The 11,525-nt window shown below is 61.1% G+C and carries 10 protein-coding genes and 2 pseudogenes; 3 read left to right on the top strand and 9 right to left on the bottom strand.

What is annotated here, in order from left to right; all coding sequences use genetic code 11:
* Positions 1–7 precede the first annotated feature (7 nt).
* The 5 genes and pseudogenes from ABNX08_RS09215 to ABNX08_RS09235 all read right to left on the bottom strand — a co-directional run.
* Entirely contained in the window at positions 8–1,411 is a 1,404-nt protein-coding gene (locus tag ABNX08_RS09215; protein ID WP_022534901.1) for a short-chain fatty acid transporter, read from the bottom strand.
* Between the two features lie 65 nt (positions 1,412–1,476).
* Positions 1,477–2,586 carry a Rieske 2Fe-2S domain-containing protein gene (locus ABNX08_RS09220; RefSeq protein ID WP_022534902.1) on the bottom strand — a complete coding sequence of 370 codons (1,110 nt, stop codon included), beginning with the start codon at positions 2,584–2,586 and terminating at the stop codon, positions 1,477–1,479.
* 51 nt (positions 2,587–2,637) lie between these two features.
* Complete coding sequence (locus ABNX08_RS09225) at positions 2,638–3,648, bottom strand: PDR/VanB family oxidoreductase (RefSeq protein WP_022534903.1); 1,011 nt, start codon at positions 3,646–3,648, stop codon at positions 2,638–2,640.
* Positions 3,649–3,849: 201 nt separating this feature from the next.
* Entirely contained in the window at positions 3,850–4,731 is an 882-nt protein-coding gene (locus ABNX08_RS09230; protein WP_022534904.1) for a LysR family transcriptional regulator, read from the bottom strand.
* A 145-nt stretch (positions 4,732–4,876) separates the two neighbouring features.
* Positions 4,877–5,387: pseudogene (locus tag ABNX08_RS09235) on the bottom strand (tyrosine-type recombinase/integrase); the annotation flags it as partial.
* A 20-nt stretch (positions 5,388–5,407) separates the two neighbouring features.
* Here ABNX08_RS09235 and ABNX08_RS09240 point away from each other — a divergent pair.
* A pseudogene (locus ABNX08_RS09240) lies at positions 5,408–5,803 on the top strand (PDDEXK nuclease domain-containing protein); the annotation flags it as partial.
* On the opposite strand, the gene ABNX08_RS09245 reads toward ABNX08_RS09240, so the two are convergent.
* The 3 genes from ABNX08_RS09245 to ABNX08_RS09255 form a co-directional block, all read right to left on the bottom strand.
* A complete protein-coding gene (locus ABNX08_RS09245; RefSeq protein ID WP_022534906.1) occupies positions 5,800–6,795 on the bottom strand; it encodes an SDR family NAD(P)-dependent oxidoreductase in 996 nt (331 codons plus the stop codon). The pseudogene ABNX08_RS09240 and the gene ABNX08_RS09245 sit on opposite strands and share 4 nt — an antisense overlap.
* A gap of 55 nt (positions 6,796–6,850) precedes the next feature.
* Positions 6,851–7,261, bottom strand: a complete 411-nt coding sequence (locus ABNX08_RS09250; RefSeq protein WP_013958850.1) for an SgcJ/EcaC family oxidoreductase — start codon at positions 7,259–7,261, stop codon at positions 6,851–6,853.
* A gap of 210 nt (positions 7,262–7,471) precedes the next feature.
* Positions 7,472–8,146 (bottom strand): alpha/beta fold hydrolase, encoded by a 675-nt coding sequence (locus ABNX08_RS09255; protein ID WP_041681400.1) that lies wholly within the window; start codon positions 8,144–8,146, stop codon positions 7,472–7,474.
* Between the two features lie 209 nt (positions 8,147–8,355).
* On the opposite strand from ABNX08_RS09255, the gene ABNX08_RS09260 reads away from it, so the two are divergent.
* On the top strand, positions 8,356–9,132 hold the full coding sequence (locus tag ABNX08_RS09260) for an IclR family transcriptional regulator (protein WP_022534908.1): 777 nt from the start codon (positions 8,356–8,358) through the stop codon (positions 9,130–9,132).
* A gap of 42 nt (positions 9,133–9,174) precedes the next feature.
* Here the strand turns inward: ABNX08_RS09260 and ABNX08_RS09265 are convergent, their stop codons facing one another.
* The gene (locus tag ABNX08_RS09265) at positions 9,175–9,963 is read right to left on the bottom strand and encodes an IclR family transcriptional regulator (protein WP_022534909.1); all 789 of its coding nucleotides are present in this window, start codon (positions 9,961–9,963) and stop codon (positions 9,175–9,177) included.
* 122 nt (positions 9,964–10,085) lie between these two features.
* Here ABNX08_RS09265 and ABNX08_RS09270 point away from each other — a divergent pair, with 122 nt between their 5' ends.
* Entirely contained in the window at positions 10,086–11,525 is a 1,440-nt protein-coding gene (locus ABNX08_RS09270; protein ID WP_022534910.1) for a carotenoid oxygenase family protein, read from the top strand.

The raw sequence follows: 11,525 nt of genomic DNA on the forward strand, positions 1-11,525 counted from the left end.
CCATCGGTCATGCGCTGATGTGCGGCACGACCAGCAGGTACAGCAAGCCGAAGAATGTTCCCGCGGTGATGAAGCTGACCAGCGTGAATCCCAGCACCCGCTGCACGCCAACGCCAGCGATTGCAACGACGGGAATGGCCCAGAAGGGTTGCAGCAGACTGCCGGCTAGCTCACCCGCTGCTACGGCCATCGAGGTGCCTGCCAGGGTTGAGCCAAGCTGTTGTGCTGCAGGAATCGTGAAGGGGCCCTGCACGGCCCAGTGACCACCGCCGCTGGGGATGAAGATGGTGATGATGATGGAGCCAAGATAGCTCCAAAACGGTAGCGTATCGGTGGACGCGAAGCGGATGAACGATGCCGAGGCAACTTCTGCCAGGCCGGTTGCATGCATGATTCCCATGATGCCCCCGTAAAAGGGATACTGCAGCAGCATGGGCCCGGTCACCTTCGCCGCTTCCGTCACCGCATGGACGTAGGCGCCGGCGCTTCCGTGCAGGCATAGCCCGGCGAGCAGGAAGATGAAGATGACTGTATTAATGTCCAGGTGAATGCCGGTCGCGCTCCATTGCTGCACTAGGTACGCTGCACCAGCCACGACGAACAACAGTGCGCACAGCCGGGACCTTTCAAGCAGACCCGCCAGGCAATCGCGCCGCTTGGGAGTGGCGACAGCGGCTTCGCTGGCCTCGATCGCCTTCGGATCTGCAGCAATCGTGTCGCTCTCCGATGGGCGCATCATCATGAACACCAGCGGCAGCAGCAGTGTGGCGATGAGCCCGGCCACGAGATTCCAACCGGAGAAAACCGTATCCGCCAACGGTACTACTGCGCGGGTGTGTTGCTCGACGATGTTGAGGGGGTTCCCCGGCGTGGCGATGGACAGAGCGATCGAACTGGACATGCCGGTGAAGGCCCAGAGAACCCACGCCGTGTAGCCAGCCGCCACGAGCCACGCGAAGTCTACGCGAACCCGCTTGGCAACTTCCTTGGCCAGCATCGCCCCGACCACCAGGCCGAATCCCCAGTTAAGGAACGTGGCGAAGGCACCCACGAACGAGACCAGCGCGACCGCTGACAGGGGGCCGGTAGCGAGCATGGTGAGACGTTGCAAGCCGCGCCGGATGACTGGAGCACTGGCCAGGGCGTAGCCCGTGACCAGCACCAGCACCATCTGGAAGGCAAAGGTGAAAATTCCAAAAATGCCTTTGTACCAACCGGACAGAATGTTGCTGACTGAGCCGCCGGGGGCAAAGACGGCTGCACAGGCCGCCGTCATCGCCGTCAGCAAGATCACGATCACGAACGGATCGGGCATCAGGCGTTCAAACAGATAAACGCATGATGCGATTGCGCGCTGCATCCATGTCTTTTGTGACAGGGGCCCGGACAGGGCGATTTCCTGTGCATCCATGATTTGTCTCCTCACCAGAGGGTTGCGGGCCCGTATCGGGCCTCTGTAGTCGGTGGCGCTATGCCCTACGCGGCGGCTTCGGCGGGCTGGGGATGGATGGGGATGATGGCTTTCTCGTCCTGGCGCTCTTGTCGCTGCATGGCCATCAGAATCTGTCGGGCGCGGCGCAGGGCCTTGTCCGTTTTCAGGAAGAGTTCGGAGTAGTCGTCGTCGGGATAGTCAAACATCTTCTGCTGCCGCTCCAGCGCCCATTGATCCTGGGCGACGACTTCCGGAAACATTTCGGCCACTTTGTGGGCGGTGAGAATGCTGGTGTCGCTCAGCGTCGTATGCCCCTTCGTGCAGGAGACATTCCAGCGCCACACCAGATTGGCCTCATCGACCGGGTAATGCAGGTGCAGGAGCGTGTAGCCGCGTTCCATCGCGGTCCCCAGTTGACCTTCAGGCGCGACGTGCATTTCGACGCGGGTCAGGCCCGGACTCACCATGCAGTGAGTATGCAGGCGCTCGACTTCATCGTAGTGGAACCACTCACGCAGGTATGGCGGCTGCTCGTAGCCGTGCACATGGCGGATGGTCTTGACATAGTCGTAGCCCCCGGCGTTACCCTCTTCGAGCTGTACGGGAATCAGGCTGTTCGCCTTGTCTCCGATGTTGCCGTCATGCAGGGGATAGAAATGGGTGATGTCGAGCAGGTTCTCGATCAGCAGTAGATAGTTGGCTGGAACTTCCAGTGGTTGCGGCGAGCCAACGGCATCCTTGTCCGGGGAGATGACTTCCGGTGTGCGAGGTGGTTCGATGCCAGACGCGGCCTTCTGATCGCCAGGCCAGACCCAGACGACGCCGTCCGTTTCCCGCACTGGAATGACATGCAGGCGCGCCTGCGGCGGGATCTTGCCAGGCTGGGATGGGATCTCTACGCACTGTCCGGTCGCGTCATAGCAGAGACCGTGGTACGCACATTCGAGACGGCCATCGTCGAGCAGCTTGCTCTGGGAGAGAGGGAAGCGCTTGTGACAGCAACGATCGTCAAACGCGACCACTTCGCCACCGTCGGTACGCCACATGACGATGGGCTTGCCGGCAATCTTGAACCCCTTCAGCTCATGGGCCGGAAACTCCCGCGAGAAACCGATGGGGTACCAGCAATTCTTCACAAACTCGAACTTGCTCATCTCTGTTGTCTCCTCGTCTTTTGGGGGATGCAGAACCCAGCAATTGCTGACCTATAGGTCAAGGGTCAAGGTTGTGCTCTTGGCACGGCAGCAGCAGATCATGACGAACTCCTGCTGGTCGTCTTCGTCGAGTACGCTGTCGCTATGGATCGGTTCACCATCCAGATAGCGCGTCATGCAGGTGCCGCAATAGCCTTCTTCGCAGGACACATCGACGTCGACGGCGTTTTCCCGCAGGATCTGGACAATGGTCTTGCCAGGCGGCACGGTGAAGGTCTTGCCACAGCGGGCGAGGCACACCTCGAACGGGATTTCCGCCGCAGCGGGGGTTGCGCTGGTGCCCGATGAAGGGGCTGAGAAGCGCTCGCAATGTCTGGTGCCTGGCGCCCAGTGCGTGGAACTGGCGTCGACGGCGTCCATGAAACGCGAGGGGCCGCAGTAGTAGAGATGCGCACCAGCCGGCTGTTCGCGCAGGACAGCGCTCAGATCGAGGCCGTTTGCGGGATTACCGTCGTCATGGTGGACCACGGCAATGCCGGCCTGTACGAGCAGCCTGAGTTCCTCGAGGAAAGCAGTGCGTTCTGGGGAGCGCGTGCAGTAATACAGTTGGAACGTGTCGCCCCGCGCCAGCGCGGCGTTCATCATGGATCGGATGGGGGTAATGCCGATACCACCCGCTACAAAAACGTGGCGTGAGGTTTCTGCGAGCGGAAAGTGATTGCGGGGCGCCGAAATCAGCAGGTGATCGCCGGCGGTAAGTTGGTGCATTCCGACCGAGCCGCCACGGCCGGCGGGATCCCTCAACACCGCGACGACGTAACGGCTGGCATCGAGTGGATCGCTGCAGATGGAGTACTGCCGGATCAGGCCCGACGGAAGATGAACGTCGACATGGGCGCCGGCTGAAAAGGCCGGCAACGGCATGCCAGTCGGGTCTACCAACTCGAATGCGCGGATGTCGTCAGCGAGCTCGCTGATGGAACGGATGGAAACGGGGAACTTGCCAGTTGCCATTGGCCGTGAACGGGTGGCGGCAGGCGGTCTTTCGACGATGAGGTCCATCGCGGTCTCCTGTAGGCTTGCCCACCGGCCGAGCGTGGCGGTAAGGTCGTCTGTGATTTGATCCAAGCCTAGAAGTCGCGATTGTTTAATTCAAACGATATATTTTTGCAGAATCACATCGGAATTATTGATGTGTACGGGTCAAGGGCTGCGTCTGCGCACGGGCGCCGAGGGATGTGACGCCGACGACCTCCCGACGTATTACTTTTGGAACTCACTGACGCTTTGTGCGAGTTCGGCGATCGCGCTAGGAAGGGAGTAGGTGTGCTCGGGGGACACGGCCGCGACAAACTCGACCGGATCGAAGGGGTTGCGAACCTCAATGATTTCCAGCAAACCATCGCCGAGTTGGCGCTGGTAGTTAGGAACTGGGAGATAGGTCACGCCCATTCCTGCTATTGCCAGGGATGCCGCGACGCCCATGCTCTTGCAGCGCGCCAGGTAGCGGCAATGCGCGTGATCGCGCAGGAACCAGGCATCGATGGCCGCGCTGTGGAATGACTGTGGCTTCAGCCCAATGATTGGATACTGCGCCAGTTCCGCGGGCGAATGAATGTGCCGGGCTGCCAGGCCTGGACTTGCCATCCAGGCGAAATCGACTGTCCCGAGAGAAATGGCCGAGACGTCATGCGTGTGGGTATGCCCAGGTGCCAAGACGAGGTCGAGTTCGCCTTGCGCAAGCGCATTCATCAGATCGCTCGTCAGAGCCTCGTCGATCTCCAAGCGTACTTGCGGATACTCTTTCGCGATCCTCTTGATTAGGGCTGGCAGCCAAGAGATGGAGACAACTTCCGCGACACCAATTCGGATGGTGCCGCTCACGGAATCGGGCGCAGCAACGCGATGGGATAACTCCGAGGAAAGATTCAGAATACGCGTCGCATAGTCGAAGACTTCACGCCCACGCGGAGTCAGCCGGGCCTTACGCTGAGTTCGGTCAAAAAGTTCGACGCCCAAGCTACGCTCCAACTCACGCAGCCTCATTGAGACTGTCGATTGCGTTGCACATAGCCGCTCTGCCGCGGCGGCGAATCCGTCAAGCTGGACTATCCAATAGAAGGTCTCAAGCTGCTGTAGCGTCATGTTTTTCGTGGGTTTGTTCCCATTGAGTTCCTCAAAGCATATACGGACCGGTTGCTGCCAGTCACCAGACCGAGCTACTAAAACGCAGAACTCGCAGCTACGGTGCAGTCAAAATTTCATGTTCATGAAATAACCCATCATCCTTCTATTTCTCAGTGCCCCAGTCGATCCGGTGCCGCGCCTGTGTGGCTTCATGCCGCGCATCCTCCTCGCTGTGCAGGTAGCCGCTCGTCGTCGACAGCGAGCTGTGCCCAAAGCTGTCGCACACAAAGCGCAGGTCGACCTGCTGGTCGGTTATGTACGAACCGGCGGTGTGGCGCAGCCAGTGCGCCGAGGCGCTCGCCAGCACCGCGGCTTGCGCCTCCCACTCTGGCCCCCGCGCCCGCAAGCGCTCCGCGGCTAGGCCAAACACCTCTTTCAGGATCAGGTGCAGCGCGCCGCGTGACAGCGGTTTCTCGTGACCCTCGCTTCCAATCACCGGTAGCACCAGCGGACGCGTCTCCCCGAACTGCGGGGTAGGCGGCAACGCGTGGGCGCGGCGGTAGCGCGCCAGTTCGGCAATCAACTCGTCGGTCGCCGGCACCAGCCGGGTGTTGTTGCCTTTGCCGGCCACCTCCAGCCACCAGCCGCTCGATGCCCTGGGCATCCGTAGAACAAAGTTTCCTTTGTTCTACGCTTGGAGGCAGCGCTGGTCGAACACATAACTCGTTTCCTACTCGAGCTCGGGGCCGGCTTCGCCTATGTCGGCCGACAGGTTCACCTCGAAGAGGTGGCGATGATTTCTACCTTGATCTGCTGTTCTACCACCTCAAGCTGCGCTGCTATATCGTCATTGAACTGAAGACTGGCGCCTTTAAGCCCGAGTATGCAGGTCGGATCAGTTTCTACCTGTCGGCGGTTGAGGACTTGATGAAAACCGAGGCCGACCATCCTACCATCGTGGCTGCTGTTATGCCAGGAACACAACCGGCTGGTGGTCGAGTACGCGCTGAGCGGCATGGGGAATCCGATAGGCGTAGCCCAGTACCAGTTCATTGCGGAACTGAACTGGACTTCCTCTACGACGGCTTAGACTTCTACCGAATTCACTGACGCCAAGTTCACAGTTTCATAATCGCCGCGCGGAAGCACCAGCGATTCGAGTTTGGCCACCACATCGGACGGTGTCGCAGTGGACTTAGGTGTATGTGCGTAGATATGCGGGCGCCGCTCCTTGCGATCGAACCAGATCGCCTCGGGGCGTACCTGCTCCGGCCGGCGGCTAGCCAACCAGACGATGGTGTCGGCGCCCTTCTGATGGTCGCGCAGCACGGATTTGAGGATGGCGACGAAGCGCGGCATCGAGCGGTTGACGCTGGCGGTATTGACCCAACCGGGGTGCATCGCATAGAAGCACTTGCCGGTGTCGGCGAAGGCCGCACGCCAATGCGTCATGAGCATCATCTGCGCGCGCTTAGCAAGGCCGTAGGCGCGCACGCCGAGATAGCCGGGGCCGGTGATATTGAGATCGTCGACCACCATCGCGTGGTTGTACATGCCGCCCGACGCCACCTCGATCACGGTGGCATCGTCGCGCAGCATCTTGCGTCCCAGCAATTCGCGCAACAGCAGATAGTGGCCGAGAACGTTTGTGGCAAACGAGGTCTCGAGCCCCTCTCGGGTGATGATCTGGTCCCGCTTCTGGATGCCCACATTGTTGACCGCCACATCGATGCGCACCCCGCGCTGCTCCAGGCGGTCAACCAGCGCCCAGACGTCAGCCTGCAGTGAGAAGTCCGCTGTCTCGATCTGTACCGCTTCCGGTCGCGTCACCGAGGCGGCGAACGCCTTCAGCTTGGCGGTGTCTCGCGCCACGCAGATGACGATAGCGCCGGCCGCCACGGCTTGCCGAGCAGCGGAGGCGCCGATCCCTTCCGAGCCACCAGTGACCAGCCAGGTTTGCCCGCGGAAATCCGGGTTGATCCGGCGCCAGAACATGCGGCGCGCGTGATAGCCGATCGCACTGTAGCTCGCCGTGAAGCGGCAATAGAACGCGATGATCTTCTTGAGTGGGGTCTTGGCCATGATACTGGAACTGATAGTTGAGCTGGAATGCGTTGTGCGGTGCCGCGGATCAGCCTTACGCGTGAGGATCGGCGCTCAGGCCGAGGGCCTTCAGCAGCGTCGGACGGTCGTAGTACTCCCGCCACAGCGAGATCAGCGCGCCGTCGAACTCGAGGATGCCGACCGTCGGAACCGAACGGCCAACGCCGTCAATGATGATTTCGTCGATCCGCTCCACGATGAGCGCCTCGTCGGCAGTACCCATGCGCTGGATATGCAGCTTGACATGCTTGTTAGGCTTCGCCGCTTTCTCGATGCGCTCTAGGAATGCTTGCCGCCCCACGCAAGGGTCCAGCATCACCGAATGCAGCACGCCGTCCGGGGCGAACAGGCTGGCGCACTTTTGCCAATCCTTTGCTTCCCAGGCTTGTGTCATTTCCCTAAAGACATCTTTCTTCTGTTCTGCGGAAAGTGTGGATGCGACCATCTGGATTCCTCTTTTCGTTATCGGTTGAATTGCCGGCTGTCGTCCCTGACTGGCCGCTGGTCCTGCGTGGTCTCGCGCCCGCGCATTCTGCTGCTAATGAATGCTGCTAGCCCCGCGGGTGAGGGTCTTTGCAGTTGAATTACAGCGCTTGCTGTGCTGTCTATCCAGATCAATCTGGAAAATATCTCGTATGTCGAGAAAACGGCGGCACTACGCGGTGCTTCGCTCCCGCAGCAACTCCCTTAAAGCACTGGCAACTGCTGAGGGTTGTTCGAGCGGCGCCATATGTCCCGCCCGCTCGATCCAGGTCAGGCTGGCGCTCGGTATCTGCGCGGCAATTTCCGCCGACAACGCAGGCGGTACGACGCGATCTGCGCGTCCGCAGATGGCGGCGACTGGCATTTGCGCCGCAAGCAACGCAGCACGCGTATCGCGCCGGGACATGATGGCGCGGATCTGGCGCGCGAAGACGTCGGGACCAAGCGTTTCGAACATCGTGCGCAGCGCTTGGGCCGGGACGCTGTCCCCGGCATGCGCGGGATGGAGATTAAGCGCAAGCAGTTTGTGTGTCAGCGCTGAGAAATCCGTCTGGATTGCGTCGAGCAGCGTCTTGCGGCCGGCCGTCTGTTCTGGACTCTCGGGCCGCATGGACGTACCGAGCAGCGCGAGGTGGGACACGCGCGATGGCGCCTGCGCCACGATTTCCTGCGCGACGTAGCCTCCCATCGAAAAGCCGGCCAGCGCGAAGCGCCCTTGCTGCTGCGCCAGCACGCTCTGCGCCATCTCGGCAATGCTGGTCTGCCAGCTCAGATCCGCAACGCTGATGTCCGCCACGTCGGTGAGTTCGGCGGCGACCAGGTCCCACACGCTGGCGGTGTTCATCATGCCCGGCAGCAGCCATAGTCTGATGCGATTCAATGCAGCCTCCGTTCGACTAGAGTGGGGCGTCGCGCGTTGTTCCCTGCTTGCCATGACAGCGCGTTCACCGAATCACCATCATCCCGATGGTTAGTGCCAGCGACCGACAGCCCCGTTTGTCGCGATTACAAGGGACGGACTTTCGGCATACAAGCGGAATTTGCTATATTTGCTCAATGGATGAGAAAAATACTGCTTTGTCCCCCGTAGCGGGCACGCAAAGTGCCGCCAGGGCCTTGTCGCTGTTGCGGCATGTTGGCGCCAACCATGGCTCCGGCATCCGGCTGCGCGATCTGATCGCGGTGTCAGGGCTTGATCGCTCGACCACGCATCGTTTGCTGACGTGTCTGATCGAAGAGGGCTTCGTCGAGCGCATCGGTACCACGAAGCTCTACCGGCTCGGAATCGAAGCTCTGCAATGGGGGTTCTCGTCCGCTGGGCTGTCTAGCGTAAGCGATCGTTTTCGCCCGGTGATGCAGCGGCTGGCTCGCCAGACCGGTGACACGGTATTCCTGCTCGTGCGCAGCGGCGATTTCGCCGTTTGCCTGTGCAGAGAGGAGGGCGATTATCCGGTCAAGGCTTTCATCGTGCAGGTCGGCGTTCGGCGCCTGCTCGCCACTAGCGCAGTGGGTGTTTCCATCATGGCCATGCTGCCCGATGAAGAGATTGCACAAATGCTCGCAAGAAATGGCAAGGAGTACAGCCGGCTCGGTATCAGCGCAAGCCAGCTGCGCCAGCTGATCGCACGCGCACGAAAGCTCGGTTACTCGGAGTCGGCGGATCCACATGTCGAAATGAGCGGTGTAGGATGCGCGTTCGCGCTGACCCGCAACAGCTATGCAGGGATTAGTATCGCGGCGATCAACTCGAGGATGCCGGCGAAGCGTCGCGCGGAACTGGGCGAGTTGCTGGTGCAAGAAGTCGGCCCGTTTGGTTGGCGCGGCGAGGGATAATAGACTGCTTATACGGCAAGGCGCGGCTGGCCCCGCCTGGTCTCACATCAGCTGACGGGCCAAAGTTTGCAATTTCGGCCCGATCTCTTCCAGCAGCCAGGATCGGTTCAGTGGACGTCCCTGGAACGCGCAGTTTAGCGCCGCGGGCTCACCGCGATCAATCCGGCCGAGTGGCACGGCCACCGCCTGCACATCGGGAAAGATTTCGCCGACCGACACGCAGGCCCCCCAGCGCGAATACTCGGCCATGTTGCGGCGTAACTCCGCCTGGTGCCGCTGCCACTCCTCCGGCGCGCGGACCCGCAACTGGTTCATCAAGGCCTCGCGCTCTGATGGCGCGCATGACATCAGGTAGGCTCGCCCGATCGCGGTCCCGGCGAGGGACTGCCGCGTCCCCACATCCAGCGGATAAACCTTGTGGTGGTGCGAGCGGATTGCCTCGATATAGACGACGCTGAGGCGGTCCCGGATACCGATCGACACCGAGCCTCCCGTGCTTTCGGCAAGTTCGAGCAGGTAGGGTCGTGCGCGCCGGCGGATCGTGAACAATTCCAGCAGCGGGTAGCTCAGCGAGAGCACCGCACTTCCGAGCCGGTATTTGCCGTGAGGCTCGTCCTGGGCCAGATAGCCCATTGCCACCAAGGTGTAGGTCAGTCGCGAAATGGTCGCCACCGGCAGCTCCAGGCGGCGCGAGAGTTCCTTGTTACCCAGTACCGGCTCCTCAGGCGTAAAGCAGCGCAACAGAGCGATCCCGCGCGCCAGCGTCGTGGCGAATTGGCGGTCTCCCTCGTATTCGAGCAGGTCGAGCGGTACGCGGCGCGGAACGGACATGAACAGGGTATTTATGACATATCGAAACAACCATCAGTATATCAAAAATGCTGTCGGTGTTTCCCGAGCTCACTCCCTAGACTGACGCCATCGATCTTCACAGCGCAACGGAGGCACTCAGTATGCAAGACGATCTGCCCGTCCTCGACAATCCCGCCCTGAGCGGCAACAACGCGGGCATCCAGCAGGAAGACTCTTTTGACGAGTTGCCCGTGATCGGCTGTGTGCCGGCGGATCTGAATGGGCTGTATGTGCGCAACGGACCCAACAACTACTTTCCACCTGACTGGCGCTATCACGCCTACGACGGCGACGGCATGCTGCATGCGGTGCGCTTCCGCAACGGCAGGGTGAGCTACCGCAACCGATGGATCGCCACCAGCGCGCTGCAGGAAGAGAAGGCCGCGGGGCGCGCGCTGTGGAAGGGACTAAAGGAACCGCTGCGCGCGGACCGGCCCGACGAGCCGCTCAAGAACACCTCCAACACCGATGTGAAGTACCACGCGGGCCGGCTGATTACCATGTGGTATCGCTCTGGTATGCCGTACGCGGTCGATCCCGACAGTCTGCAGACCATTGGTCCCGCCGATTTCAGCGGGGCCGTTACACGGATCTCGGCGCATTCCAAACCGGACGAGCACACCGGCGAGCTGATGTTCTTCGACTATGGCTTGACGCGGCCGTTTATGGAATACGGCGTGATCGGACGGGATCGAAAGGTCGTGTACCGCACCGAAATCCCGCTCGACGCGCCAAGTCTTCCGCACGACATGGCCATCACCGAGCACTACAGCATTCTGCACGACTTCCCGTTGCGGCCAGACGCCGAGGCGCTGCGCGCGGGACGCTACAAGCTGCGCTTCGATGTCAGCGAACCGTCGCGCTTTGCAGTGATTCCGCGCCATGGCCACGCAGATGAGATTCGCTGGTTCAGCGCCAAGCCAACGTACATGCTGCACGTTGTCAATGCATGGGAAGACGGTGACGAGATCGTGATGATCGGCACGCCGTACCGCATCCACGCAGGCCCCGACGGTCAGCCGGACGCGCGCAGGCTGGAGCGGACCATCCATTTGCGGCAGCGCGACTTCCTGCTCTACCAGTGGCGCTTCAATCTGAAGACAGGCGAGACGCGCGAAGGCCCGATCGATGACGTGCTCAACACGGAATTCCCCGTCATCAACAGCACGTACCAGGGGCGCAGGAATCGCTGGTCGTACAACGTAGTGTTTCCGCATGGCGGCCACGAAGAGCCCCGCTTCCCGGGGCTGGTCAAGTATGACCTCGATACCGGCGGCTATGTCGCATACAGCGCCGGCCCGCGCCATTTCTACAACGAGCCCGGCTTCGCGCCGCGCGACAACAGCATGGCCGAAGACGACGGCTACTTGGTCTGCTTTGTCTGGAACCCTGTTGATGCCCGCTCGGAAATTCAGGTGTTTGATTGCAGGGGCGCGAACCTTGCCCAAGGACCCGTTGCGCGCGTGCTGTTGCCACGCCGCGTCCCCAACGGTTTTCACGCCACCTTTGTCAGTCAAGCGACGCTTAATCGTTGGAAGTAA

The organism is Cupriavidus sp. DF5525 (assembly GCF_040149425.2).
In the GTDB taxonomy this organism is placed as follows: Bacteria; Pseudomonadota; Gammaproteobacteria; order Burkholderiales; family Burkholderiaceae; genus Cupriavidus; species Cupriavidus pickettii_A.

Bases quoted from the DNA above. Each gene is read 5' to 3' on its own strand.
- ABNX08_RS09215 (WP_022534901.1), bottom strand. From the start codon at position 1,411: ATGGATGCACAGGAAATCGCCCTGTCCGGGCCCCTGTCACAAAAGACA.
- ABNX08_RS09220 (WP_022534902.1), bottom strand. From the start codon at position 2,586: ATGAGCAAGTTCGAGTTTGTGAAGAATTGCTGGTACCCCATCGGTTTC.
- ABNX08_RS09225 (WP_022534903.1), bottom strand. From the start codon at position 3,648: ATGGACCTCATCGTCGAAAGACCGCCTGCCGCCACCCGTTCACGGCCA.
- ABNX08_RS09230 (WP_022534904.1), bottom strand. From the start codon at position 4,731: ATGACGCTACAGCAGCTTGAGACCTTCTATTGGATAGTCCAGCTTGAC.
- ABNX08_RS09245 (WP_022534906.1), bottom strand. From the start codon at position 6,795: ATGGCCAAGACCCCACTCAAGAAGATCATCGCGTTCTATTGCCGCTTC.
- ABNX08_RS09250 (WP_013958850.1), bottom strand. From the start codon at position 7,261: ATGGTCGCATCCACACTTTCCGCAGAACAGAAGAAAGATGTCTTTAGG.
- ABNX08_RS09255 (WP_041681400.1), bottom strand. From the start codon at position 8,146: ATGATGAACACCGCCAGCGTGTGGGACCTGGTCGCCGCCGAACTCACC.
- ABNX08_RS09260 (WP_022534908.1), top strand. From the start codon at position 8,356: ATGGATGAGAAAAATACTGCTTTGTCCCCCGTAGCGGGCACGCAAAGT.
- ABNX08_RS09265 (WP_022534909.1), bottom strand. From the start codon at position 9,963: ATGTCCGTTCCGCGCCGCGTACCGCTCGACCTGCTCGAATACGAGGGA.
- ABNX08_RS09270 (WP_022534910.1), top strand. From the start codon at position 10,086: ATGCAAGACGATCTGCCCGTCCTCGACAATCCCGCCCTGAGCGGCAAC.